The organism is uncultured Pseudoxanthomonas sp., assembly GCF_947498795.1.
Lineage (GTDB): Bacteria > Pseudomonadota > Gammaproteobacteria > Xanthomonadales > Xanthomonadaceae > Pseudoxanthomonas_A.
This window is the reverse complement of record NZ_CANMLQ010000001.1, coordinates 633,533-658,418: the sequence shown is the minus strand read 5'-3', so window position 1 is coordinate 658,418 and position 24,886 is coordinate 633,533. Positions and strand designations below refer to the sequence as shown.

20 protein-coding genes and 2 pseudogenes are annotated in these 24,886 nt (G+C 66.7%); 4 read left to right on the top strand and 18 right to left on the bottom strand.

The genetic code is table 11. The features are described 5' to 3' along the window. Positions 1-45: 45 nt before the first annotated feature. The 8 genes and pseudogenes from Q0907_RS03145 to Q0907_RS03110 form a co-directional block, all read right to left on the bottom strand. A complete protein-coding gene (locus tag Q0907_RS03145) occupies positions 46-411 on the bottom strand; it encodes a response regulator (RefSeq protein WP_296280806.1) in 366 nt (121 codons plus the stop codon). Beyond that, positions 408-1,232: pseudogene (locus Q0907_RS03140) on the bottom strand (HWE histidine kinase domain-containing protein); the annotation flags it as partial. The pseudogene Q0907_RS03140 and the gene Q0907_RS03145, both read right to left, overlap by 4 nt. Before the next feature lie 156 nt (positions 1,233-1,388). After that, positions 1,389-1,784: pseudogene (locus Q0907_RS03135) on the bottom strand (PAS domain-containing protein); the annotation flags it as partial. A gap of 194 nt (positions 1,785-1,978) precedes the next feature. Beyond that, positions 1,979-3,823, bottom strand: coding sequence for an EAL domain-containing protein (locus tag Q0907_RS03130; RefSeq protein ID WP_299341402.1), 1,845 nt, complete (start codon positions 3,821-3,823; stop codon positions 1,979-1,981). Further along, positions 3,820-4,311, bottom strand: coding sequence for a YfiR family protein (locus Q0907_RS03125; protein ID WP_296280803.1), 492 nt, complete (start codon positions 4,309-4,311; stop codon positions 3,820-3,822). Before Q0907_RS03125 ends, Q0907_RS03130 begins: the two co-directional genes overlap by 4 nt. Continuing rightward, positions 4,308-6,326, bottom strand: a complete 2,019-nt coding sequence (locus Q0907_RS03120) for a TonB-dependent receptor (protein WP_299341399.1) — start codon at positions 6,324-6,326, stop codon at positions 4,308-4,310. Before Q0907_RS03120 ends, Q0907_RS03125 begins: the two co-directional genes overlap by 4 nt. 155 nt (positions 6,327-6,481) lie before the next feature. Continuing rightward, positions 6,482-6,982 carry a hypothetical protein gene (locus Q0907_RS03115; protein WP_299341397.1) on the bottom strand — a complete coding sequence of 167 codons (501 nt, stop codon included), beginning with the start codon at positions 6,980-6,982 and terminating at the stop codon, positions 6,482-6,484. A gap of 552 nt (positions 6,983-7,534) precedes the next feature. Further along, entirely contained in the window at positions 7,535-7,771 is a 237-nt protein-coding gene (locus tag Q0907_RS03110; RefSeq protein WP_299341394.1) for a hypothetical protein, read from the bottom strand. A gap of 1,175 nt (positions 7,772-8,946) precedes the next feature. Between Q0907_RS03110 and Q0907_RS03105 the strand changes: the two genes are divergently transcribed. Then, positions 8,947-10,791, top strand: coding sequence for a DNA cytosine methyltransferase (locus tag Q0907_RS03105; RefSeq protein ID WP_299341392.1), 1,845 nt, complete (start codon positions 8,947-8,949; stop codon positions 10,789-10,791). Next, positions 10,788-12,020, top strand: coding sequence for a hypothetical protein (locus tag Q0907_RS03100; protein WP_299341389.1), 1,233 nt, complete (start codon positions 10,788-10,790; stop codon positions 12,018-12,020). Before Q0907_RS03105 ends, Q0907_RS03100 begins: the two co-directional genes overlap by 4 nt. Positions 12,021-12,337: 317 nt before the next feature. Here the strand turns inward: Q0907_RS03100 and Q0907_RS03095 are convergent, their stop codons facing one another. The 3 genes from Q0907_RS03095 to Q0907_RS03085 form a co-directional block, all read right to left on the bottom strand. Next, positions 12,338-12,643: a hypothetical protein gene (locus Q0907_RS03095; protein WP_299341387.1), complete on the bottom strand. Its 306-nt coding sequence runs from the start codon at positions 12,641-12,643 to the stop codon at positions 12,338-12,340. A gap of 230 nt (positions 12,644-12,873) precedes the next feature. Next, complete coding sequence (locus Q0907_RS03090; protein WP_296280788.1) at positions 12,874-13,188, bottom strand: hypothetical protein; 315 nt, start codon at positions 13,186-13,188, stop codon at positions 12,874-12,876. Positions 13,189-13,474: 286 nt separating this feature from the next. Beyond that, a complete protein-coding gene (locus Q0907_RS03085) occupies positions 13,475-14,767 on the bottom strand; it encodes an adenylosuccinate synthase (RefSeq protein WP_296280787.1) in 1,293 nt (430 codons plus the stop codon). Positions 14,768-15,220: 453 nt separating this feature from the next. Here Q0907_RS03085 and Q0907_RS03080 point away from each other — a divergent pair, with 453 nt between their 5' ends. After that, positions 15,221-15,619 (top strand): DUF559 domain-containing protein, encoded by a 399-nt coding sequence (locus Q0907_RS03080; protein ID WP_299341384.1) that lies wholly within the window; start codon positions 15,221-15,223, stop codon positions 15,617-15,619. Positions 15,620-15,755: 136 nt separating this feature from the next. On the opposite strand, the gene Q0907_RS03075 is transcribed toward Q0907_RS03080, so the two are convergent. The 6 genes from Q0907_RS03075 to miaA form a co-directional block, all read right to left on the bottom strand. Then, a complete protein-coding gene (locus tag Q0907_RS03075; protein WP_299341383.1) occupies positions 15,756-15,941 on the bottom strand; it encodes a DUF2065 family protein in 186 nt (61 codons plus the stop codon). A gap of 89 nt (positions 15,942-16,030) precedes the next feature. Then, positions 16,031-16,894, bottom strand: a complete 864-nt coding sequence (hflC, locus tag Q0907_RS03070) for a protease modulator HflC (RefSeq protein WP_299341380.1) — start codon at positions 16,892-16,894, stop codon at positions 16,031-16,033. Continuing rightward, on the bottom strand, positions 16,891-18,012 hold the full coding sequence (gene hflK, locus Q0907_RS03065; RefSeq protein ID WP_299341377.1) for an FtsH protease activity modulator HflK: 1,122 nt from the start codon (positions 18,010-18,012) through the stop codon (positions 16,891-16,893). The genes hflC and hflK overlap by 4 nt, the downstream gene beginning before the upstream one ends. A 218-nt stretch (positions 18,013-18,230) precedes the next feature. Continuing rightward, positions 18,231-19,571: a ribosome rescue GTPase HflX gene (hflX, locus tag Q0907_RS03060; protein WP_296280775.1), complete on the bottom strand. Its 1,341-nt coding sequence runs from the start codon at positions 19,569-19,571 to the stop codon at positions 18,231-18,233. A 34-nt stretch (positions 19,572-19,605) separates the two neighbouring features. Beyond that, complete coding sequence (gene hfq, locus Q0907_RS03055; protein WP_055941633.1) at positions 19,606-19,884, bottom strand: RNA chaperone Hfq; 279 nt, start codon at positions 19,882-19,884, stop codon at positions 19,606-19,608. A gap of 167 nt (positions 19,885-20,051) precedes the next feature. Further along, positions 20,052-21,008, bottom strand: coding sequence for a tRNA (adenosine(37)-N6)-dimethylallyltransferase MiaA (gene miaA / locus Q0907_RS03050; protein ID WP_299341374.1), 957 nt, complete (start codon positions 21,006-21,008; stop codon positions 20,052-20,054). Between the two features lie 236 nt (positions 21,009-21,244). Between miaA and Q0907_RS03045 the strand changes: the two genes are divergently transcribed. Next, on the top strand, positions 21,245-23,656 hold the full coding sequence (locus Q0907_RS03045) for a hypothetical protein (protein WP_299341372.1): 2,412 nt from the start codon (positions 21,245-21,247) through the stop codon (positions 23,654-23,656). 313 nt (positions 23,657-23,969) lie between these two features. Here Q0907_RS03045 and folP read toward each other — a convergent pair whose 3' ends face one another. Beyond that, a complete protein-coding gene (folP, locus tag Q0907_RS03040) occupies positions 23,970-24,869 on the bottom strand; it encodes a dihydropteroate synthase (RefSeq protein ID WP_299341369.1) in 900 nt (299 codons plus the stop codon). Between the last annotated feature and the right edge of the window lie 17 nt (positions 24,870-24,886).

Below are 24,886 nucleotides of genomic sequence, written 5' to 3'. Positions count from 1 at the left end.
GCGCACATCGCGTGCGCTGCGCGTGCCGACACGTGCGGATGGTGACTAGGCCGAGCGCAGGCGCGTCAACGCGGCTTCGATGTCATGACGACGGAACGGCTTGGCCAGTACGTGCGCGTCGGCGAAGCGCTCGGGCAGCCCCTGCTGGCCGTAGCCGGTGGTGAACAGGAACGGCACCCCGCGCTCGCGCAGCGCATCGGCGATCGGGAACGACTGCGTCCCCGCCAGGTTCACGTCCACCACCGCCAGGTCGATCTGCGCATCGGCCAGGTCGGCCAGCGCCTGCTCCACCGAGCCGGCGCTGCCCACCACCTCGTAGCCCAGCGTGGGCAGCAGGTCTTCCAGCAGCATCACCAGCATCGATTCGTCTTCCACGATGAAGACACGCGGTGCCGGTTCGGTCGTCGTCATGCGGCCACTCCTAGGTCGGGCATGGGGGCGGTGATCCGGCACTTCACGCCGGCCTTGTCGAAATCGAGGGCGACGTCGCCGCCCAGGTCGTGGCGCAGTCCGCGCTCGATCAGGCGCGAGCCGAAGCCGCGGTGGTCGGGAACGACGACCGGCGGGCCGTCGTGTTCCTCCCACGACAGCACCAGGCTGTGGCGCCCCTGCACCGCTTCGGCACGCCAGTGGATGCGCACGCGTCCGGGCTTGCGCGACAGCGCGCCGTACTTCATCGCGTTGGTGCACAGCTCGTGCAACGCCATCGACAGCGCCAGGGCGCGCTGCGGGTCCAGCTGCATCTCGGGGCCCTCGATGTCGAAGCGGTCGGCATCGTCGACCAGGCACGGGGCGATGGCGGTGCGCACGATGTCGTGCAGCGGGGCGTGGTCCCATTCCTGGCGGGTCAGCACGTCGTGCGCCTGCGCCAGCGCGTGCAGGCGCGCTTCGAAGCGGTCGCAGGCCGCGCCGATGTCGTCTGCCCCGCGCAGCGTCTGCATGGCCAGCGACTGCACGATGGCCAGGGTGTTCTTGACGCGGTGGTTGAGTTCGTTGAGCAGCAGGCGCTGGTGTTCTTCGTGCTGCCGGCGCGCGGTGATGTCGGTGGCGGCGCCGAACCATTCGGTCACCTCGCCGCCGATGGGGCGGATGGGCACCGCGCGCGAGGACACCCACGCCCAGTGTCCGTCTTCGGCGCGCAGGCGGTACTCGGCGCTGAAGGGCGTCTGGGTGATGCGGGCGCGGGTGATGGCATCGGCGACGAGGTCGCGGTCGTCCGGGTGCACCAGCACGTCCAGCCAATCGGGGGTCAGCGTGCCGTGGCGGCCGAACAGCAGGCTGCCGCCGACGATGTCCACTTCGCTCCAGTCGCGGTTGGTGCGGTAGACCAGGTCGGAGGTGGCATCGACCATCGCGGCGAGGCGCTCTTCGCTCTTGCGGCGGGCTTCTTCGTGCAGCTTGCGTTCGGTGACGTCGCGGGTGGTGCCGGCGACGGCCTCCACCTCGCCGCTGGGGCCGATGACCGGCACCAGCAGGTAGTCGTAGATGCGGCGGCCGTTGGTGCCGTTGAAGGGCACGTCGCCGCGCACGGGCTTGCGGGTGGCGATGACCTGTTCGATCTCGCGGTCGTGCATGGCGGCGTGCCAGGGTTCGTAGCCGAGTTCCAGGCAGTTCTTGCCGATGGCTTCGTCCCAGGTCTTGCCCCACATGGCCAGCAATGCGGCGTTGGCGTAGGTGAAGCGGTGCTGCAGGTCCCACATGTAGACCAGGTCGGGCGTGGTCTGCAGGAGGGTTTCGTACAGGCGGACGCGCTGCTCCGCAGAGGCGTGCGCGCCACCTGCCATCAAGGAGCTGTCCATGGAGGCGGGGGGTGTCTGATGGCGATGCGCCACCCTACCGCCCGTCGGCGTGCGGGACCCGTGAAACTTGGCAGGGTCGGGATCAGGTGAGGGGTTGCTGTTCAGGAACCGGCGCAGGATGCGGGCGCGATGCAGCACCTCGCCCGCCGCGGTGCGCGCGCCGCGTCGCCTGCCCTCGCCTAGCCCGCGACGCACACCGCCCCTTGCGCCACGTTGGCGGCAGCGAGCCAGCGCGCCGCGAATTCGTCAGCTGGCACCGCACGCCCGATCAGGTACCCCTGCAGTTGCTGGCAACCGGCCTGGCGGAAGAATTCGCGCTGCGCCGGCGTTTCCACGCCTTCGGCCACCACGCTCAGGCCCAGCGTGTGCGCCATCGCCAGGATCGCCGTGGCGATCGCTTCGCCATCGCCGGGCACGGCCTGGGTGAACGCCATGTCGATCTTCAGCTTGTCGATCGGCAGGCGCTTCAGGTAGGCCATCGACGAGTAACCGGTGCCGAAATCGTCGATGGCCATGTGCAACCCGCGGGCGCGCAGCCTGGCCAGCTGGGCGACGGCCACGTCGGCGTCCTCCATCAGCACGCTTTCGGTCACTTCCAGCTCCAGGCAGTGCGCGGGCACGCCCGTGCTGCGCAAGACCTCGTCGATGAACCCCGGCAGCGCGTCCTCGCGCGTCTGCCGCACCGACAGGTTCACGGCCAGCCGCACATGGCCCCGCCCCTGCGCATGCCAGGCCGCGATCTGCCGGCAGGCCTCGCCGATCACCCAGCGGCCCAGCTCGAGGATCAGCGGGCCTTCTTCGGCGATCGGGATGAAGGTCGAGGGTGGCACCACGCCCAGCGCGGGATGGGTCCAGCGCAGCAGCGCCTCGGCACCGAGCAGCCGTCCGCTTTCCGCGCACACCTGCGGCTGGTAATGCAGCGCCAGTTGCCCCGCCGCCACGGCCTGGCCCAATGCCTCGCGCACGCCGATGCGGGCCAGCTGCGCCTGGCGCAGGCGCGGCTCGAAGCGCACGGCGCGATTGCGCCCTTCGCGCTTGGCGCAGTACATGGCGATGTCGGCATTGGCCGCCAGTTCCTCCAGCCGCGCGGCATCCTCGGGCCAACGGCTGATGCCCGCACTGGCGGTGATGCGCAGGCTCAGGCCGTCTACCGTGAAAGGCACGACGAACCGGTCGAGCACCGCGTCGGCCACGCCGCCCACGCGCGCAGCCGCGTCGTCGCCGGCCAGCAGGACCGCGAACTCGTCGCCGCCCAGGCGGAACAGCCGTGCGCCGGCCGGCAGGGCGTCGGCGATGCGGTGGCCCACCTGGCGCAGCAGGGCGTCGCCGCCCTGGTGGCCGAGCTTGTCGTTGACGTCCTTGAAGCGGTCCAGGTCCAGCTGCACCAGCGCCAGCCGGCGGTTGCGCGTGCGCGCGTGTTCCAGCTGCGCGTTGAAGGCGTTGCGGTTGAGCAGCCCGGTGATCGGATCGTTGTGGGCCAGGTGGTGCAACTGCGCCTCGGCCCGGCGCACGCGCTCGCGCATGCCGCGCATCAGCGGCAGCGCCAGCGCGTAGGCCACTGCCGAGGCGATGCAGAACGCGATGGCCAGGCTGCCCAGCCGTCCGTGCGCGCGCTTCATGCTGATCTGCAGGCGCACCGTGCCGACCGGCTGGTCGCGGAACAGCACCGGCGCGCTCACCCGTGCGCAGTCGTAGCCGCAGGGGCGGGCCGCGGCGTCCACCCCGTCGGGATAGCGGGCGATCACTTCGCCATCGCGGGCCACGATGTCGGCCTGGCGCACCGCCGGCACGGACACCAGCGGCGCGAGCGTCTCGCGCGCGCCGGCGCTGTCGCGGAACATCACCGCCGCCGCACTGCCCGAGGCCACCACCCGTGCCTGGGCTTCGGCGTCGGCCAGGAACTCGCGTCGGATGTCGATCCACTGGATGAGCATCAGCACGCAGCCCGCCACCAGCAGCACCACCGTCGCGACGATGGCGCTGGTGCGCACGCTGGCCGAGGTGCGGAAGCCGGGCGTGCTCACAGCACCCGCCGGGCCAGGCGCAGCAGCTGGCTGCTCAGGGTGATGCCGTTGGCGCGCGCACGCGTGGCATCCACGTCGAAGCGGATCTTGTTGCCTTCGCGCACCAGCGCGACCGTGCTGACGCCGTTGGGCAACGCGCAGGCGTCGCAGATCACCAGTGCGGTCAGCGCCGCGGCCACGGGCGTGTCCGCCGCGTGCACCAGCACGTCGCAGTCGGCCGCGGGGGCGCTGGCGACGCGGGCGACGGTGACGCGGCGGCCGGCCAGGTCGCGGCCGGCCAGCGTGGCGATCGCGGCCGCCAGCGCCGCATCAGTCTGGGTGCAGATGGTCAGCGTGGACGCACGCACATGCGCCGACTGCGCGAACGCGGCGATGTTGTAGACGAACGCGGCCTTCAGCGCGTGTTCGTCCACCTGCGCATGGCCGCTGCCGGCGAACGCCAGCCCCAGCAGCGCGGCCATCCCCTGCCCGGCGCGCCGCACGCTCACCAGCGCCACCGCGCTTCGAGCCAGTACTCGCGGCCGCGCCGCGGCACGGTGTCCTGCAGGAACTCCGGGCCGACCGGATCGGCGTAACGCTCGTCCAGCAGATTGCGAACGCCCAGCGACCACGCCAGCGGCCGCGAGGCCACGTCCCACACCAGGTGCGCGTTGACGGTGGTGTAGGCCGGCACGCGGCCCTCGCGCGACACGCGCTGGCCCATGTGGTGCGCGCTCATCGCCAGGTCCCAGCCGGCGGCCAGCGGCACGGACGCCTGCACGCGGGCGATGCCATGCGGCGCGTTGAGGGCCCGCGCGGTATCCGATTCGGTGACGTCGCTGTAGGCATAGCTCGCACGCAGGCGCACGCCGCCGTCGCCCTGGTAGGCGTAGGCCAGCTCGGCACCGCGCGAGGTGGCACGGCCGGCGTTGGCGAGCGTCAGCGTGCCGTCGTCGGTGGCGGCCAAGGTGATCAGGTCGCTCAGGCGGTAGTGGTACACGCTGAGTTCGGCCCGGCTGTGCGCGCCCACGCTGCGGCTGTAGAACAGCTCGGCGGTCTGCACGTGCTCGGCGTTCAGCGACGGATTCGCCAGCTGCGCGCTTTCGTCCGAATCCACCTGGTAGTAGCGCTCGTACGCATTGGGCGAGCGGTAGGCCTGGCCCACGATCAGCTTGACCACGCGGTTGTCCGCGCGCGTGCCGATCAGCGCCAGGCGCGGACTGAGGCGCACGATGCCGCGGTCGCTGCGATCGGCGCGCAGGCCCGCATTGAGCCGCCACGCGTCGGACATGCGGAACTCGTCGTCGACGAACACGCCGCCACTGGTCATGTGCTGGCGCGAATCCAGGTAGGTCGCGCGCGGCGATACGTCGAAGTTGCGTTGCACCACCCCACGGTCCCACTGCGCTTCGGCGCCGGCGACGAAGGTATGGCGCGCGCCGACGCGGGCGACCACCTGCCCGCCCGCCACCACCGACACGCCGGAGGCGATGTCGCGGTTGAGGTAGGTGGGTGCGCTGCCGTAGACGTAGTCGCCGACGTAGCGGTAGTCGATCACGTCCAGGCGTGCGCTCGCCTCGACGCGCTCGCCCAGCGGCCGGGCCAGGGTGGCGCCGAAGGCGATCCAGCGGTCCTGCACCTGCGCGCCGGGCACGGCGAAGGTCTGTTCGTACGGGGCGACGGGATCGTCCTTGCGGCGGTCGCCGGCCACCAGCTGCAACGACAGCCCGTCGCGCGCGTGCTGTACGAACACCTGGCGCACGCGCTCGCTGTCCTGGCCGCGCACCACGCCGCCGGTGGGCGTGTCGGCGAAGGCGGGGAAGCGCAGCGTGCGGCCCTCGGTATCGAACGCGCGCACCGACAGCAGCGTGCGCCCCTGCCCGGCGCTGACGGGCACGGTCAGCTGCAGGTCGGTGGTGCCGTGGTTGCCGGCGGCGGCGCGCAGCTGCCCGTGGCCGTAGGTGTCGGGCTCGCGCGTGAGCACGTTGATGACGCCGAAGAAGGCGTTGGAGCCGTACACCGCCGAGCCGGGGCCGGGGGCGAATTCGATGCGTTCCACCAGCGCCAGGTCGAGCGGGAATTCGGCGCCCACCGGGCTCTGGCTGTAGACGGGGTCGTTGATGCGGTGGCCGTTGACCAGCAGCAGGAAGCGGGTGTCGTAGTCGCCGGCGCGCAGCAGGCCGCGCGCGCCCAGGTAGGTGTACAGGCCGGTGTCGCTGACGTAGAGGCCGGGCAGGCTGTCGAGCGCCTCGGCCAGGGTGCGCCAGCCGTGCGCGCGGATGTCGTCGGCGGTGATCACCTGCACCACGGACGGCGCATCGGCCACGCGCTGCTGGAAGCGCGAGGCGGTGACGATGTCCACGTCCAGCAGGTCTTCCAGCGACAGGCGCGACAGGTCCGGTGCCTGGGCGTGGGCCGTGGTCGCCAGCAGGCCACCGGCGCAGGCGCACGCCAGGCGGGTCATGCGCCGCAGGCGTCGGGTGGTTGCGGGCGCTGGCGCGCCGCCGGGCAGGAACAGGGACATGGAGGCCAGCAGGGCGGAAGAACGTCTGGCGTTGTATCGGCCGCGCACGCGCTGGCTTGAATCGCGCAGGGGTTCATGGAGATGAAGGCGCGGCGTGCGCGCGCATGAAAAAAGGCCCCGCGTTGCGGGGCCTTTGTCGAGAGGATGCGGGGGCGTCAGCCGTTGGTGACGGTGCCCCCGTCGCCGCCCGCGGGGTCGGGCGCGACGGGCGTTGCGCTGCGGCGGCTGAAGCGCACGGACAGCATCTTGCGCAGCTCGTCCAGTCCTTCTCCCCTGCCCGCCACCTTCAGGTGGGCATAGCCTTCCAGCGATGCGGTCATCAGGTCGCTGCCGAGGGCCATTTCGCTGTCGGCGATGCGTTCCAGCAGGCGTCGCAGCCGAACGGCGCGCGGACGGAGCTGATCGAGCGCCGCGAGATCGCCGACGTAGCCGGCCAGGTCGAAGTTGCGCGGTAGCACGCCGCTGTGTTCGCTCAACACGTTCACGGCCTGCCGGCAGAACGCTTCCGATTTGGCGCCCATCTTGGTGAGGTCGCGACGCTCGTCGGGGCTCAGGCCGATCAAGCCGGCGAACTCCTGTTCGAGGCTGTTGATGGCGGTGTCGATGTTCTGCAGTGCGGTATCCGCGAAAGTGACGGCAATACGGTTCTGGGTCATGGTCGTTCCTTGAGTGCATCCGTTCGAGTACCCGCCACCATGGCGGGCAACAGGAGCGTAGCGTGCGCTGCGCGCGCCTCAAGGGCCGCACGCGCAAGTGCGTCAATGTGAGTCGCAAGGCATTAAGCCTTGCCGGCAATGGTGCGAAGCCTGAGCGGCGGGATGGTTTCCTTTGCGCCTGGATTCCGCCTGCCCTGCGCGCAAGGCGAAATGCCTTGCAGGCGAAACCGCCATGCACGGATCGCGACGCCAGCAGGCTTGCGATGGCAAGGCGCGGCACTTCGCGCGCAAGGCGCAATGTGAGAAACCGGGGAAGCGGCAGCTTGCACGCGATGCGCGGCGGCCTTGCGTGCAGGTCATGGCATGCCGACCGCAAGGTCTGATGCCTCGCGCGCGCAAGGCTCGGCGGCTTGCGGGCAAGGCTGGAGAGGCTTGCGGATAAGGGTTTGAGGCTTGCGAGGTGTTTTCTGTATCCCCACCCCTATCTCACCCGCGCATTCCATTGCGAGCGGGCCCACTGAACTGCCGGGCAGGCGTGCCGGGCGCTCGGCTTCAGGGGCCCTGCCATCGGAGCGCGGCCAAGGTGCGCTCCAGCGTGTCGCCCCACAGTTGGAGGCTGGCGGCCCAATGGGTGGGCGGGATAGGGATGGGTTCCTCGTCGGGCGCGCCTGGGGCGTAGGCGCGGGTGAGGCAGGCCAACAGGTAGAGGTGTTCGATGAGGCGACAGAGCTCGGCGTGTCCGTCTTCGCTCAACAGGTAACCGGTCGCCGATCCGACATGCTTTGACATACAAGTACTCCAATCCATGGGTACGGCCCGGACGCGCATGCGCCGGGGGTGTCGGGAGGCTCGAACCGCAACAAGACGGCGGGCTTATTCCCCTTTCGGGTGTTCTATTCGCCCACTCCCGACGTAGTCCTACGCCGGCCCTCGCCCCTAACGCGAGCGAAGAAAAGCCACCCAATCTCGGGGGTGGCACCGCTCGTTGAGAAGCTTCGAAGCTCCCCCTGCTACATCGCACTCAATCAAAAAAACAGGTCAGCCGACGGCACTTGGCTGCTTCGCCTGACCTTTCAGTCCTTGGCCAACACCTGCGACACATATTGATCCGCCGCAATGGCAGCAGACCCTAGTGGCGCGAATCAAATTGCTCGTAGTGCGCAAAGGTCAGCTCGGCCAGCTCATCGCCGTCGATCCGCCGCAAGCTCGACTTGCTTGCTCGAATGTCCGAGACGCGGGACTGAAAGTCCCCAGGGTGAGGAACAGCCCGTATTCCCCGCCAGACGACTTGCCGTGGAGCGCTGAGACATCTTTTTCTGTCGCAGTGCCGGGGCTGCTTTTGACCAGTTCTTTGATGACGGGCGGCAATTATCGAGGTGATCCCTGTGAGCGATGACGACCTTCCTAGGTTCGTACTTTCGGGTCTGTCGAGCGCGGTAACCCATCCATTGCAGCAGGTGGGCTTCGGGGAATCCGCCAGCAATCAACAGCGAAAGCAGACCTTGAACATAGTGGCGCACTCGGCAACGTCTAACGCAGTCAGAGCCTCCTTCACGAACACTAGGAAGCGACACCAGTCTCAATGGACGAGACTACGGGAGGGAAGAATCGACTCAATGACGGCACTTGCGTCCCCGTGCCCCTTTGCGAAGAGCGAGCGGACAGCTTAGCGGGGCGCCCCTAGGGCAGCCGAACCTATCCTAGGGGATAGGTTACGGCTCCGAAGACGGATACAATTTGGGCACACCACGTACATCCATGAGGCCTACGTGCAAGACTCAAGCGGGTTCAGACTGCGGGTAGATGATCAGCTCAGACAAGATTTCATCTCCGCCTGCCGTGCAAATGATCGGGCAGCAGCTCAAGTACTCAGAGAATTCATGCGTAAGTACGTCGCACAGCACTACGGCAGCCAACACGCCCCATCTACAACGAAGAACGCGAACCTTCCCTGAGCCCACAGCATGCCTCAAAAAAGAATTAAGACCCTTAGCTTGTTTAGCGGAGCAGGTGGACTCGATATCGGCTTCCACGCCGCTGGCTTCGACATCCTCGGATGTGTAGAAATCGAGCCCGGCTATGCGGCCAGCATTGAGCGCAACAAGGGACCAGGTCGCTTGTTTGGACCCAAGCTCAACGTCCACTGCCAAGACATCCGCACTTTCGATCCGACTCCCTACGTCGGAGTCGGCATTGAGTGCGTAATCGGTGGCCCGCCATGCCAGACCTTCTCCGCTGCCGGCCGTCGTTCCGGCGGAGTTCTTGGCACGATTGACCCACGAGGGCGCCTGTTCGAAAGCTATTGCCGCATCCTCAAAGCCATTTCACCGGCCGTTTTTGTATTCGAAAATGTCTATGGCCTACCAGGCGCAAACGATGGTGAACCATGGCGAGAGATTTGCAATGCATTCTCCCGCCTCGGTTACAAACTACGCGCCGAGGTAATCGATAGCGCCGACTATGGCGTCCCTCAGCATCGCGAGCGACTCATCATCGTGGGCTATCGCGACCGGGCTCTGAACTATGAGTTTCCTTTACCCACTCATGGGCCCGACTCAATGAACGGGCCGGCCTTAGTGTCGATCTACGATGCCATTAAGGACCTTCAGGACCCAGATGAGCCGTCGCACGAGTTTGATGGCCTTTACGGACACCTGCTGCCACTCGTCCCAGAAGGCCTCAACTATTCCTTTTTCACCCGTGAGATGGGATACCCAAAGCCCTATTTCGCCTGGCGCTCAAAGTTTCACGACTTTCTTTACAAAGTTGACCGTAATAGTCCGTCTCGCACCATCAAAGCGCAGCCAGGAAAGTTCACCGGACCTTTTCACTGGAAGAATCGCCATTTCACCGTTCCGGAGCTGAAGCGCCTGCAAAGCTTCCCGGACGAGTATGAGCTTGTCGGAAAGTTCGGCAAGGTTGTTGAGCAGATCGGAAATTCTGTCCCGCCACGGTTGGCGCAAGTAATAGCCCACTCCGTTAGAGAGCAGCTATTGCGACCCTCAAAGAAGCTTGATTTCGCTCTTCGCCCCCCTGGTTTTACGTCGACATTCCGACAACGTCAACGCGAGAGAACTAATCACTTCAAAGATGTTGCCAAACGCGAAATTGCAGAGCGGTTCGCAAACGTCACTCACCTTGACCAGCCGAGAGAGAACTCCAAGGAGCAATTCTTTGCCGTCTACGAGGGATTTTTCGACAAACAGATACTCGCGAGTCGCCCGCGACCGAGAGCGGCCAAACGCTGCTACAAGGTAGTAGATGAACGTCACGACCAGCACATCGACCTCACCATCGATCCTCTTTCAGTCAAAGCAAAGCGCCAAATCGAGATTAAGATTTCGGGACTTTCGAAGTACCTACTACACATCGAATCGTTGACCTGCAAAGCAACGATGCTTGACCATGAGGATATCTTTCGAATCTGGGATCTGATTGAAGACTCACTAACGAAAGATAGTCAGTTTTTTACCCTGATCGACATCTATGGACATTACGCCAACCGTGGAGACACCGTAAAAGTGTCGACAAGGATTACCGGCGGAAAGAAGACCTCACTAGAGAAAGCCATTGAGTTCTTTGGATCTTCTGAGAACTGCGGCCAGTTTCTTTCAGAGCCCGATTTTTCAGCAGCGATGGGATGCGATCATAAAGAGGTTCGAAGTTTAACTTTCAGGCTTAGAGAGATGCGATGGGACGTCAGGCTACCGGAAACTCATGCCACCATTCGCGATGAAAGGATGCTTTGTACTTATCCGTTCCCGCTTCTTTCAGACAAAGCCCAACTAGAGCGACGGAGGAGCGCATGACACACAACGAAACTCCAACGCCATCCAACCCGAAGAACGAACCTGAGCCTTCTTCCACCTTGGCGACTCACAAAGCGGAGGCACCCGCCTCTACGACTGAGACTGTAGAGGTAGGAAAGCTCGAGAGATTTACCCAGTTTCTGCGAGAAGCGTACCTCGCGGCCGAGCTTCATCTTAAAGCGGACGACTGGTCCGACCAAAAGGCGATCCTGGGCGAAGCTTATGAAGACATTCTCAAGTTATCGAGAACCAAGCATGCTGCTCGCGGAATCGCCCTAACTCTAGCAGCCTACAAGCTCACCGAACCAAGCCAAGACATTCGGCTTCATAAGTCGGAGTTCGTAGGCGGCTTTTCCGCGCGATCAATCGATCACAGCGCAACCATCCCCTTTCTGCAGGCGAACAGCCTTTACTACAACGTCGAAACCCATTGGCTTAGCCAGACATTCTCTTTTGCTGGACCGTACATGGACGACCTCGTACTCAAGACCCAGCCAAAGCATGCGGGCCCGCTAATGATAAGAACAGTGAATTCCATACAAACGGCGGAAGACCCGCTTGTGTTCGCGAAGGCCGCGCTGCAACTGATCCTAGGCGCACTTATAGACGACAGGAATCGCGGGAAGGTTCCATTGGAAAAGCCTCAAAACCTATCGATCGATCAAACCACGACACTCCTGAAACAACACTTCTTGCACGGCTACGAGAAGAACAACCCCCGCCTGCCGCAGGTGGCAATTTACGCGATCTATCAGGCCATCCTTCCGACAGTTGATCGCTATAAGGACCTTGACTTAGGCCCTTTGGAACGGATGAAAGCCGCTAATCGCAAGAGCGGCTCAGTAGGCGACATCGACGTAAACAGGAGCGGAACGCCTTTTGAAGCTGTTGAGATAAAATTTGAAGTTGGGATCAACAGAAATCATGTGGCCGAAGCCATTCAGAAGATAAAAACCGCTTCCGTGCAGCGATATCTGATCTTGTCGACGGTGGGCGTCGCCGACGGAGAGATTGATGAGATTGCAAAGCTGACGAACGATTTCCGACGCTCAAATGGGTGCGAGATCATCGTCAACGGAGTACTTGATACCATCAAGTACTATCTTCGCTTGATCGACTCCCCAGCCACATTCATTAACTTGTACACGACGCTTGTCGAGTCAGACCCAGATCTAGGCTATGAGCAACGACTGGCCTGGAATGAGGTTTGCGCTAAGCGCCAACAATGATCTTAAGCCTCGGACATTGCCAAGCTGTCTTAGACAATCGAAGTGTGTCGGCCTTGCTTTTGGGCCAACTAGGCATGAGGGGGGCCACTGATCATCGCCACGATCTTCTTTCTGAAAGACGACAGTCTGGATGATCCGGACAGCCTGCCTGCGCCGGATATGTGCTGTGCGCAGGAGATCATCGATCATCTTCAAGCGGCGCCACTTTCGTTTCGCGAGGTCAGCGCGGCGATAGCCAGATCGAAGCATGAATGATGAGTGCTGCTGTGGATCATTTTGCCGATGCCAGCAACATGATCTGCCGAGTTCCCACCCCCTCAATCCCTCAACACCAACGCCGGGTTCTCATCAATCGTCCCATCCTCGTTGACCACCACATAGCGATCGCCCTCGCGATTGAACAGCACGGGGATGGGGGTCTTGAACAGCGGGCGGCGGACGAACTTCAGGCGCCAGTGGAAGGTTTCCATGGTTTGGATGGTGGCCTGCTGCGCGGGGGTGAGGCCGGCCAGCAGGGTGGCGTCGTCCATCGTCGGGGCGCCCTTGCGGCGCTCCGGGGTGCGGGGGGCGGTGCCGGGCGACTCGGGCTCGGCGGGGGTGCGGGGGCGATGCGAATCCGACATCCGGTGGGGGGCTCCTGATGGCGTGGAACGGAAACAGGTCTGCCGCCAGAGCGGCAGGGGGTCACCTTGTATCGGCCGGGAGCAAGGGAACGTGAGGGTTTTGGGAAATGCGGGGGCGTTGGTTCAGGTGCGCTGAAGGATCAGCGCGAATAACTGCCCCTCATCCGCCCTTCGGGCACCTTCTCCCCGCTGGGCGGGGAGAAGGAGACGCGCGGGAGAAGGGAGTGGGATCAGGCGCGCAGGACGAGCGTGGGGTTCTCGTTGAGGGTGCCGTCTTCCTCGATGACCACGTAGCGCGTATCGCCGCGGTCGAACAGCACCGGGATGGGTGCCTGGAATAGCGGACGGCGTACGAAGGCCAGCCGCCAGTGGAAGATTTCCATCGCCTCCAGCGTCATCAGCTGCGCGGGCGTGAGGCCCACGCGCAGTGCGTCGGCGTCGTGCACGGCCTTGCGGCGTTCGACCGCGCGCGGCTTGGCCGCGGCGGGTGCGGGGGTTTGCCAGGGGCCGGTGATGACAGCGGCGCGGGCGGCATTGCGGTACATGGGGGCAACTCCATCGACTACGGGCGACACCTGATGCATCTAACGGCCGCGATCGGCCGCGATTTAGGGCAGCAGGGGCGTTGCAAGCCGCGTGCCGAAACGGGGCGCAGGCAAGAAAAAGCCCCGCTGGTGCGGGGCTTTTCTTTGCAGTGGGAGGGATCGCGCTCGCTCCTCATCCGCCTTCGGCACCTTCTCCCCCCTTGCGGGGGAAGGAAGAGCACGTGTCCCCGCTTGCGGGGAGAAGGAAGAGCACGCGTCCCCGCTTGCAGCGAGAAGGAACCATCCCTCAGGCGAACGGATCCTGCAGGACCATGGTGTGGTCGCGGTCCGGGCCGGTGCTGACGATGGCGAGCGGGCAGCCGGACAGTTCTTCCAGCGCGCGCAGGTAGGCACGGGCGGCCGGCGGCAGCTTGTCCCACTCGGTGATGCCGTGGGTGTTCTCGTCCCAGCCCGGGAACTCCAGGTACACCGGCGTGCACTCTTCCCACCCGCCCGCATCCAGCGGCGCGTATTCGGTGCGCTTGCCGCGGTATTCGTAGGCGATGCAGATCTTCAGCGTCTTCATGCCGTCCAGCACGTCGAGCTTGGTGATGCACAGGCCGGAGATGCCGTTGATGGCGACGGCCCGCTTCAGCGCGACGATGTCCATCCAGCCGCAGCGGCGCGGACGGCCGGTGGAGGCGCCGTACTCCTGGCCGCGGTCGCGGATGCCCTGGCCGATGTCGTCGTCCAGTTCGGTCGGGAACGGACCGCCGCCCACGCGCGTGGCGTAGGCCTTGCAGATGCCCAGCACGTAGTCGATCGCGTCCGCGCCCACGCCGGTGCCGGCGAACGCGCCGCCGACGGTGGTGTTGGAGCTGGTGACGTAGGGATAGGTGCCGTGGTCGATGTCGAGCAGCGCGCCCTGCGCGCCTTCGAACAGCACGCGCTTACCCTGCTTGCGCAGGTCGTGCAGGATGCCGGCCACGTCGGACTTCATCGGCTGCACGTACTCGCCGAAGGCGAGCGCTTCGTCATAGGTCTTCTGGAAATCGACGGCGTCCACGCCCAGGTACTTGGTCAGCACGAAGTTGTGGTAGTCCAGCGCGGTGCGCAGCAGTTCTTCCAGCTGCTTGGGGTAATGCAGGTCGGCCACGCGGATGCCGCGACGCGCCACCTTGTCTTCGTACGCCGGGCCGATGCCGCGGCCGGTGGTGCCGATGGCCTTGCCGCCGGCAGCCTTCTCGCGCGCCTGATCCAGGGCGATGTGGTACGGCATGATCAGCGGCGTGGCCGGGGAGATCTTCAGGCGCGAGCGCACTTCCACGCCGGCCGATTCCAGTTCGTCGATTTCCTTGATCAACGCGGCGGGCGACAGCACCACGCCGTTGCCGATCAGGCACAGCGCGTCGGGGCGCAGGATGCCGGACGGAATCAGGTGGAGAACGGTCTTCTTGCCACCGATGACCAGGGTGTGGCCGGCATTGTGGCCGCCCTGGAAACGGACGACGGCACCGATTTCCTCGGTGAGCAGATCGACGATCTTGCCCTTGCCTTCATCGCCCCACTGGGCGCCGAGAACGACGACTGACTGACCCATGACGGGTAACTCCTCGATTGTTGGCGGCCATCGGGGCCGCCGGAAGGGTCGTGCTGGTCCACGGCGCCGTTGCCGCCGGCAGGCTCCATCGGGGAGCCGCCCGCCACGCCGGGCCCAGACACGGAAAAAGCCGGCGGTCTTCCCACGCAGGGAGCCCGTCCGGCTTTTGTGCATTATCCGGGTTTAAGGGGACGGGGGCTACCCTGGTGGGAATCGCCTCGCCGGTTCAGGCATGGCGCGAAGAGCGGCCCCTCATCCGGCCTTCGGGCCCCTTCTCCCCAGGCGGGGAGAAGGAGACGCCAGACGCCCAGCTTTTCCTTCTCCCTGCGAAGCGGGGAGAAGGTGCCCAGGGGGCGGATGAGGGGCGCTTTCCTATCCGCGTGCACGCCCTTCCCCGATCCCATCGACCCCCGGGTGTCGCGGACGCTGTCTCCACACCCTCGGAGGCCACCCATGCGCAGCACGTTGGACCACGAACGCGAACGCCGCCTTCGGCACGAACAGACCGACGCCGAACACGCCCTGTGGTGGCGACTGCGGAACCGTCGCCTGCAGGGTTGGAAGTTCAGAAGGCAGCACCGGATCGGGCCCTACTTCGCCGACTTCGTCTGCCTGGAAGCGGGGCTGGTGGTCGAACTGGACGGGAGCCAGCATCTCAAACAGGAGCAGTACGACCGCACGCGTACGGCGCACCTCAAGCGTGAGGGGTTTGAGGTGCTGCGATTCTGGAACGATGACGTGCTGCGCGAGACGGAGGCAGTGCTGGTGGCGATCCTTACCGCGCTCGCCCCTCATCCGCCCTCCGGGCACCTTCTCCCCGCACGCGGGGAGAAGGAAACAGCGAAGCCCTGATTGCTCCCTCCTCCTTACGAAGCGGGGGGAAGGAAAAAGCGAAGCCGTTATTGCTCCCTTCTCCCTGCGCAGCAGGGAGAAGGTGGCCGAAGGCCGGATGAGGGGCGCGCTTCCGTCAGCAAACGACTCCCACGCCTCAGCGCTTCAACACCCACAAAAACGTCAATCCGAAGATCAGGATGAATCCGCCCACCGCGCGCACCTGGCCATCGCTCATCTGCAACAGCTGCAGGGCGGCGCGCTTCCAGCTGGCGGGGATGGCGAACAGCACCAGGCCTTCGAGGATGGCGACGAGGCACAGGGCGGACCAGAGGTCGGACATGGACGGACTCCTGCCCCGCGCGGGCGCGGGACACGGCAAGAGGGGGGGCGAAACGGGACCGGCCGCCCTGGGGCGGCCGGTGGGTGACCTCAGCGGTCGCTCTTCATGTACTGGAGGAAGGGATCGTCCTTGTCCAGCACGACCACGCCCTGCCCGTCCTTGAACGAGGCGCGGTAGGCCTCCAGGCTGCGCTGGAACGCATAGAAAGAGGCGTCGCGGCTGGCGGCTTCGCCGTAGATGCGGGCGGCTTCGGCGTCGCCTTCACCGCGCAGCTTCTGCGCATCGCGTTCGGCCTCGGCCAGCAGCACGGCGACATCGCGGTTGGCCTGTGCTTCGACGATCGTCGCCTGCTCGGCACCCTGCGCACGCAGTGCACTGGCCACCTGCGAGCGTTCCGCGCGCATGCGGTTGTAGACCTGGTCGATGACTTCACTGTCGGTGGGCAGGTCGATCTGCTTGAAGCGGATGTCCACGACCTGCATGCCGAGGTTCTTGGCACCGGCGTTGATGGCGGGCAGCTGCTTCTCGATCAGTTCATTGCGGTTGCCCGACACCAGCTGGGTCAGCGTGCGCGAGTTGATCTCGTTGCGCAGCGACTCCTTGATGATCGGCGCCAGGCGTTCGGTGGCCAGCTCGGCCTGGCCGCCGGTCGCACGGTAGAAGTCCGCCGCGTTGACGATGAAACCGATGGCGATGAAGTCGACGCTGACGTCCTTGCGCTCGGAAGTGAGCGAACGTTCCGGCGGGAACTCATTGGCGGTGAAGCGGCGATCGAACACGCGCGCGGTTTCCACCAGCGGCAGCTTGAAGTGCAGGCCGGGGCCGATCTCGCTGCGCACCACGCGGCCCAGGTTGAGCACCAGGCCCACCTGCCCTTCGCGCACCACGAACACCGAGCCCATCAGGCCCAGCAGCACCGCCACGACGATGCCGACGATCAGGGAATTCTTCATGGCTGCGCCTCCTCACGGCCGGCCGGGCGTGGCGTGCGCGCCGAATTGCGGGAACTGGACGGGGTGCTTTCGACCTGCGGCAGCACCTCGGTCGGGATGACACCGGCCGGCGGCTGCGTCGTCGCCGGCGCGTTGCCCATCGGCACGTAGATCAGCTGGCGGCTGTCGCCGCCGACCACCTTGCGGTTGCCGGCCAGCACCTGCTGCACGGTATCCAGCCACAGGCGCTTGCGGGTGACTTCCGGCGCGTTGCGGTACTCGTCCAGCAGCAGGCTGAAGCGGGTCGCGTCACCGGTCGCGCGGGCGATGGCGGCGGTCTTGTAGCCCTCGGCCTGGGTACGGACCTGCTGCGCATTACCGCGGGCCTCGGGCACGACCTTGGCCGCATACGCGCGGGCCTGGCTGATGACACGTTCGTTTTCCTGCTGCGCGCTGTTGACTTCGTCGAAGGCCGGCTTGACGGCTTCCGGCGGACGCGCGTCCTGCAGGCTCAGTTCGGTGACGACCAGGCCGGTGCGATAGGCCTCCAGCGAGGCCTGTAGCGCGGTCCCGGCGGTGGCCGACAGCGGGCCACGGTTGTTGAGGGCGGCGTCCAGGTCGGAACGGCCGATGACTTCGCGCACGGCGCTCTGCGCGGTCTGCTCCAGCACGCGGGTGGCGTCGGTGGTGCCGAACAGGAACAGCTGCGGGTCGCCGACGCGGTACTGGACGTTGAACGAGACGGTGATGATGTTCTCGTCGCGCGTCAGCACCGGCAGGCTGTTGCTGAAGGTGCGCACGCCGGTGGCGTTGACCTTGGTGACGCTTTCGATCGGCCAGGGGAATTTGAAGTTCGGGCCCGGCTGCATGGTGCGGTTGTACTTGCCCAGGCGCAGCACGACGCCACGGTCCTGTTCGCCGATCAGCTGGAAGCTGGAGAACAGCACCAGCAGGCCGACGCCGACCAGCACCCAGCGCAGCGGATTGCCCCCGCCGCCGACGCCACCGAACAGGCCACGCAGGCGGTCGACCACGTCGCCGATGCCACCGCCTCCCTGCGGGTTGCGCGGCTTCCAGTTGCTGTTCCGGTTGCCGTTGTTGCCAGATCCGCCGCCACTGCCAGGGGTGTTCCAGGCCATGCCCACTCCATTCTGAAAGATTCGCGCGGCCGGGGCCGGCGCAGGTTTCGATTCTACTAGATAGGGACGGCGCGGCCGGGAGGCAAGGCCGGGAGGTCATGGGGCGAGCGGCATGTCGTGGGAGCGACGTAAGTCGCGATGGCTTTACCGACCTACCTGGGTCCAATCACACCCCATTCGCGACTTACGTCGCTCCCACAACAACCCAGGGCGCCTACCTACTGCCAGTCTTCCCGCTCCCCCTGCGGCAGCAGCGCCTCCAGCGGATGCCCGCCGGCCTGCGAGGCCAGCCGCTGGGCATCCGCCAGGGCCAGGTCGACGGTGACGCGCCAGCCGTTCTCTTCGAAATCCTCGGCCAGCACGGCACCCAGGGCATGCAGGCGCGAGCGCAGGCGGGCGGAGTTCGCGGGCAGGTGGAGTTCGCCGCGCACGCGCTGGAAGCCCAGCCGTTGCGCCAGCGCGCCGCGCAGCAGGTCGATGCCCTGCCCGTCGCGGGCCGACAGCCAGACGCGCTCGCGGCCCATGCCGGCACTGGGCGCGTCGCCTTCGTCGACGCCCGGATCGGGCTGGTCGTGGCGCGGGGCGGCACCCTCGATGCGGTCGATCTTGTTGAACACCAGCATCTGCGGCAGGTCGCCGGCGCCGATCTCCTGCAGCACCTCGTCGACCTGGGCGATGCGTTCCTCGCGGTGCGGATCGGCAGCGTCGATGACGTGCAGCAGCAGGTCGGCTTCGCGCGCCTCGCTCAGGGTGGAGCGGAACGCGGCGACGAGTTCGTGCGGCAGGTCGCGCACGAAGCCCACCGTGTCGGCCAGCACCACGGCGCCGCCGGGCAGGTCGATGCGGCGCACCGTGGGATCGAGCGTGGCGAACAGCTGGTCGGCCGCGTAGGCCTCGGCGCCGGTCAGCACGTTGAACAGCGTGGACTTGCCGGCGTTGGTGTAGCCCACCAGGGCCACGCGCGGCAGTTCGCTACGCACGCGGGCGCGGCGCATCTGGGTGCGCTGCACTTCGACTTTTTCCAGCCGCTTCTGCAGTTGCTCGACGCGCTTCTGCAGCAGGCGGCGGTCGGTTTCCAGCTGGGTTTCGCCAGGGCCGCGCAGGCCGATGGAGCCGCCACGCTGGCGTTCCAGGTGGGTCCAGCCGCGCACCAGGCGCGTGGCCATGTGGCGCAGCTGCGCCAGTTCCACCTGCAGCTTGCCTTCGTGGCTGCGCGCGCGCTGGGCGAAGATGTCCAGGATCAGCCCGGTACGGTCGAGCACGCGGCGCTGAAGCAGTTTTTCCAGGTTGCGTTCCTGGCCCGGCGACAGCGGGAAATTCACCAGCACCAGGTCGGCGCCGGTCGCGTCGGCGGCCGCCTTCACTTCTTCCAGCTTGCCGCTGCCGATCAGCGTGGACGGATTGGGACGGTCGATGCGGGCGGTCAGCAGCGCGGCGACGGTCGCTCCGGCCGAGCGGGCCAGGTCGCTGAATTCCTCGGTGAGGCCGTCGTCGGGACGGCCGCCGGCATACGGCTGGATCAGCAGCGCATGCTCGCCCTTGCGGGATCTTTCAAACAATGGGGTCGTGCCTCTTCAATCGAGGCACGCATTATCACGCGGTTTCGTCGTCGCCGCCGTCCGCGTCCTCGTCACCCTGCTGCACGTAGCCGCCGCCCGGGCCCACGCGCACGTTGCGCGCCGGCACCACGGTGGAGATGGCGTGCTTGTAGACCATCTGGCTGACCGTGTTGCGCAGCAGGACCACGAACTGGTCGAAGGATTCGATGGTGCCCTGCAGCTTGATGCCGTTGACCAGGTAGACCGACACCGGGACGCGCTCGCGCCGCAGTGCATTCAGGAAAGGATCCTGCAGGGATTGCCCCTTGGACATGACGTACTCCCGCCTTGCGTTCTTATAGTTAGTTGGGTGCTGCCGTACCGGGCCGGCGAACAGCTCCCCTGCCGCCCGGAAGACCCGATGTTACACAACATCGGCCCGGCGGGGCGCCGCCAAGTGCGGCAACGGGTCCCAATTCCGGACAATGTGGCCCGGATGGCTCACGATGCCGGCAGGAACAGGGCCAGCGCCTCGTCCAGCCGGGCGCGATCGGTGGCGGGATCGAACCAGCGGACATCCCGCTCCCCGCGCAGCCAGGTCAGCTGCCGCTTGGCGAGCTGGCGGGTGGCGGCGATGGCACGCTCGCGGAAGTCGGCGGCCGTGCCCTGCCCGTCGAGGAACTCCCAGGCCTGGCGATAGCCCACCGCGCGCACCGCCGGCAGATCGAGCGGCGCGGCCACGGCCTGCATGCCGGGCAGCGCGCGCAGGCGGTGGACTTCATCGAGGAAGCCGGCGTCGAGCATCAGGTCGAAGCGTCGCGCGATGCGCGCGTGCAGCACCGCGCGGTCGGCGGGGGCCAGCACCAGCTTCAGCACGCGGAACGGCAGGCGGGCGCCGCGCGCGGCGTTCTGGAGGTCGCTGATCGGCCTGCCGGTCAGGCGATACACCTCCAGCGCGCGCTGGATGCGCTGCGGATCGGTGGTGTGGATGCGCGCCGCCGCGGCAGGATCGACCTTCGCCAGCTCGGCATGCAGGGCCGGCCAGCCGCATGCCTGCGCCTGGGCGGTGATGTCGGCGCGCACGCCGGCATCGGCGGCCGGCATCGCGGCCAGCCCCTCGAGCAGCGCCTGGAAGTAGAGCCCCGTACCGCCGGCCAGGATCGGCAGTCGACCCCGTGCGGCGATGTCGTCGAGCGCGCGCCGGGCATCGTCGGCGAACTCGGCGGCCGAGTACGCCTGCCAGGGGTCGCGCACGTCCAGCAGATGATGAGGGACGCGCGCCTGTTCGGCGGGCGTGGGTTTCGCCGCGCCGATATCCAGGCCGCGATACACGAGCGCCGAATCCACGCTGACGATCTCGCCGCCGACACGCGCCGCCACGTCGAGCGCGAACGCGGTCTTGCCCGAGGCGGTCGGGCCCATGATGGCGATGGCGAGCGGACGTGCGTCGAGCGACATGCGGAACGCGATGCGTGGGCGGGCGCCAAGCTTAACGTGCCGCCACCCGGGCCGACGGCGTTGTGGGATGCCGGTCATGGTTGGACGATGCGGCGGCGGCGCGCACGCGCGCGGCTCGTGTAAAGTCGGGCGGCGTCCACAGGGGGATGCAAGCAGCAAGGCCGATGCGCGCGAGATCCGTGCACGTCACTTGTCTGCGCAGCGGACGGCACTCCATTTTTGCGCGAGTCGACCGGATGCCTGTTTTTCCCCTTTCCCTGCGCCAGCCGCTGCTGGTCCTGTTCGCACTGTCCGTCCTGCTCACCGGCTGCGGCCCGGAAACACCAGCTTCCGCTACCAAGGCTACCGCCCGGGCGGCTGCGATGCCTTCGTCCTCTCCTGCAGCGCAGCCTGCGCGCGTGATGGCCGCCGCCGTCCCGACCACCGCGGTACCCAACCCGATCCTGTTCGTGACGCAGGTGCCGATGGCGGGCGATCCGTTCGCCAGCCGCATGTCGACCTTCGCCAACCATCTGCCCAGCATGCTCGCCCTGCCGCGCGGCGGCGACCTCATGATCCGCTACCCCGACGGCACGCTGCGCAACCTGACGAAGGAAGCCGGCTTCGGCATGGAAGGCCAGCAGGGCGCCAATGCCATCGCGGTGCGCGAACCCGCCGTGCACTGGAACGGCACCAAGGCGATCTTCAGCATGGTGGTCGGCGGACCGCCGCAACGTTACGTGCACCCCACCGCGAAGTGGCAGCTGTACGAGGTTACCGGCCTGGGACAGGGCCAGACCGCCACCATCACCAAGGTCGCGAACCAGCCGGCGGACTACAACAACGTGTCGCCGATCTACGACAGCCAGGACCGCATCCTGTTCACCTCGGATCGTCCGCGCGGGGGCGAAGCCCATCTGTATCCGCAGCTCGATGAGTACGAGAGCACGCCGACCATCACCGGAATCTGGCAGCTCGATCCATCGAATGGACAGGTGCGCCTGCTCAACCATGCACCGAGCGGTGCGTTCTCCCCAAGCATCGACCGCTATGGCCGGGTGATCTTCATCCGCTGGGACCACCTGCAGCGCGACCAGCAGGCCGATGCCGGCACCTACGGCGCTTACGACGTCGCCAGCGAAGCTTCGGGCGCGGCCAGCATCGGCCTGCAGCCGGAGACATTCCCCGAATCGCGATCGGGCATGAGCAGCGCGTACGGGCAGGTCAACGGCTTCACCTACAACCTGTTCACGCCGTGGCAGATGAACCAGGACGGCACCGAGGAGCTCACGCTCAACCACATCGGCCGCCAGGAACTGTCGTTCGGTTATCTGCCGAAGTCGTTCTCCACCGACAGCGCCCTGTCTGACTACTCCAACACCGCGCTGATCGCCAACAAGAAATACATCCGCATGGACGGCGGGCTGTTCCAGGTACGCGAAGACCCGACCGTGCCCGGCAGCTACTACGCCATCTACACGCGCGAGTTCGCCACCGGCGGCACCAACCAGATCGTCCGCATCACCGGTGCGCCCACCCTCAACGCGGAGCAGATGGAAATCGTGGACGCATCGCCGGCGGCCGACGGCAGCGGCAACCTGGCGGGTGGCCGTTTCCGCAATCCGTTGCCGATGAGCAGCGGCCACATGGTCGCCAGCTACACGAGCAGCCCGTCCTTCCAGTCGGGCGTCTCGCTGCGCTTGCACCAGCTGCAGACGAACGCCAGTGGAATGCTGGTAGCCGGCCCGGCGCTCACCCCCGGCATCAGCAAGAACCTGACGTGGTGGGATCCGGACACGCAGCGCAGCTACAACGGCGCGCTGTGGGAGATCGAGCCGGTGGAAGTGGTGGCGCGTGCGCGTCCGCCCGTCATCACCACGCCGATGGCGTCGCCGGAACAGGCGGTGTTCGCCAGCGAGCAGGTCAACGAAGCCGCGTTCCGCGCCTGGCTGAAAGCGAACCAGCTTGCGCTCATCGTCACCCGCAACCAGACCGCGCGCGATCGCGACGACAAGCAGCAGCCCTACAACCTGCGCGTCCCCGGCGGCGTGCAGACCCTCGGCGGCAGCGGCAGGATCTACGAGGTCTCGCACTACCAGATCCTGCAGGCGAACATGATCCGCGCGTACAACAACGCATCCATCTACCAGCGTGGCCGCCGGCCGATCGCGCAACCGATGGCGGTCGCTGCCAATCCGACGAACACGGGCGGCCCCAGCGGCAGCGTGCGCATCGCCGCGGATGGGTCGACCGCAGCGTTCGTGCCCGCCAGTCGCGCACTGACCTGGCAGAGCACCGACGCGGCCGGCGTGCCGATCGTGCGCGAGCGCGTCTGGGTCACCCTGCAGGCCGGCGAAATCCGGACGTGCACCGGCTGCCATGGCGAGAACGCGCGCAACCAGGCCGGTGCCGTGCCGTCCACGGCGTCGCCCGAAGCGCTGCGCCAACTGCTGCGCCACTGGAAGCAGCAGCATTCGACCGATCCGATCCGGGTCAACGGTTCGCAGCCGCTGATCCCGAACCGCGCCGCGTTGCCGGCAGCGACGAGCGCGGGTGCGGGCGCCGTCGCGACTGGCGATGGCGCGACGCTGACGCGACGCTGGCTGGAAGAGGCAACGCCACGACGGGACGCACGCGACGCCACGCGAAGCCATCGGCCCGCGCACTGACGGCACGGGCGATGGCGGACGCGCGCCGGCTCTGCGCGCGTCCAGGAACTGTGCGAGCGCGGTGATTTCCCGCCCGGTCGGGTACTTGTAGCGGTGCGTGGCGACCCTGCGCGGCCTTGCGCAGGCTGTCCGACCATCGTCCTTCCGGCAACGCCGCGTTGTCCACGCGTGACAGACCACACAGCCACGTGATGTTGTCGCGCACTTCGCGGTCGCTGAGGTGCTGGAACATCCTGGCCGGCACGCCCCACCGCACATGGCCGCACGTTCCGGGCCAAGGCGCCGAACGCGCCGGATGCCGCGCGCCGGCCCGTCAGTCGTCGTCGGGCCAGCGGATCGAGGGCGTGGCCGCCGCCTTGCGCGGCGACGGGACTGCCGCGACGGCGTTCCACACCTTCAGGGCATCGACCGTGGCGGCGACGTCGTGCACGCGCACGATCAGGGCGCCACGCTGCGCGGCGATCAGGTGGGCGGCCACCGAAGCAGCCACGCGATCCGCCGGCGCGTCGCGGCCGGTCAGTTCGCCGAGGCTGCGCTTGCGCGACAGACCCGCCAGCACCGGCACGCCGAGCTCGACGAATCGCGCCAGGTGCGCCAGCAGCTGCAGGTTATGCGCCGTGTCCTTGCCGAAGCCGAAACCCGGATCGATGACGATGTGCTTCTTCGGGATGCCGGCCATCTCGGCGGCGAAGATGCGTTCGGCCAGGAAGCGGTGCACGTCGCCCACCACGTCGTCGTACTGCGGCGTGGACTGCATCGAGCGTGGCTCGCCCTGCATGTGCATCAGCACCACCGGCACACCGAGCGCGGCGGCGGCATCGAGCGCACCCTCGCGGCGCAAGCCGTAGACATCGTTGATCATCCCGGCGCCCGCCTGCACGGCGGCACGCATGACCTCGGGCTTGGAGGTGTCGATGCTGATCGGCACGGACACCTGTGCGGCCAGCCGCGCGATCACCGGCACCACGCGGCGCAGTTCTTCTTCGACCTCCACCTCGGCGGCGCCCGGGCGCGTGGATTCGCCCCCGATGTCGAGGACGTCGGCCCCCTCCTCCACCAGCTTCAACGCATGCGCGACGGCGGCGTCGGTCGTGTCATGCGCGCCACCGTCGGAGAACGAGTCCGGGGTGACATTGACGATGCCCATGACCTGCGGACGATCGAGCTTCAGGATGCGGCCGGCGCAGTCGAGTTGGGGAACGGTATCGAACATGGCGATGCCCTTGTCGT

Bases quoted from the DNA above. Each gene is read 5' to 3' on its own strand.
- folP (WP_299341369.1), bottom strand. From the start codon at position 24,869: ATGTTCGATACCGTTCCCCAACTCGACTGCGCCGGCCGCATCCTGAAG.
- miaA (WP_299341374.1), bottom strand. From the start codon at position 21,008: ATGTCGCTCGACGCACGTCCGCTCGCCATCGCCATCATGGGCCCGACC.
- Q0907_RS03085 (WP_296280787.1), bottom strand. From the start codon at position 14,767: ATGGGTCAGTCAGTCGTCGTTCTCGGCGCCCAGTGGGGCGATGAAGGC.
- Q0907_RS03095 (WP_299341387.1), bottom strand. From the start codon at position 12,643: ATGTCGGATTCGCATCGCCCCCGCACCCCCGCCGAGCCCGAGTCGCCC.
- hfq (WP_055941633.1), bottom strand. From the start codon at position 19,884: ATGTCCAAGGGGCAATCCCTGCAGGATCCTTTCCTGAATGCACTGCGG.
- hflK (WP_299341377.1), bottom strand. From the start codon at position 18,012: ATGGCCTGGAACACCCCTGGCAGTGGCGGCGGATCTGGCAACAACGGC.
- Q0907_RS03105 (WP_299341392.1), top strand. From the start codon at position 8,947: ATGCCTCAAAAAAGAATTAAGACCCTTAGCTTGTTTAGCGGAGCAGGT.
- Q0907_RS03075 (WP_299341383.1), bottom strand. From the start codon at position 15,941: ATGTCCGACCTCTGGTCCGCCCTGTGCCTCGTCGCCATCCTCGAAGGC.
- Q0907_RS03145 (WP_296280806.1), bottom strand. From the start codon at position 411: ATGACGACGACCGAACCGGCACCGCGTGTCTTCATCGTGGAAGACGAA.
- Q0907_RS03045 (WP_299341372.1), top strand. From the start codon at position 21,245: ATGCCTGTTTTTCCCCTTTCCCTGCGCCAGCCGCTGCTGGTCCTGTTC.
- hflC (WP_299341380.1), bottom strand. From the start codon at position 16,894: ATGAAGAATTCCCTGATCGTCGGCATCGTCGTGGCGGTGCTGCTGGGC.
- Q0907_RS03120 (WP_299341399.1), bottom strand. From the start codon at position 6,326: ATGTCCCTGTTCCTGCCCGGCGGCGCGCCAGCGCCCGCAACCACCCGA.
- Q0907_RS03080 (WP_299341384.1), top strand. From the start codon at position 15,221: ATGCGCAGCACGTTGGACCACGAACGCGAACGCCGCCTTCGGCACGAA.
- Q0907_RS03100 (WP_299341389.1), top strand. From the start codon at position 10,788: ATGACACACAACGAAACTCCAACGCCATCCAACCCGAAGAACGAACCT.
- Q0907_RS03090 (WP_296280788.1), bottom strand. From the start codon at position 13,188: ATGTACCGCAATGCCGCCCGCGCCGCTGTCATCACCGGCCCCTGGCAA.
- Q0907_RS03115 (WP_299341397.1), bottom strand. From the start codon at position 6,982: ATGACCCAGAACCGTATTGCCGTCACTTTCGCGGATACCGCACTGCAG.
- Q0907_RS03110 (WP_299341394.1), bottom strand. From the start codon at position 7,771: ATGTCAAAGCATGTCGGATCGGCGACCGGTTACCTGTTGAGCGAAGAC.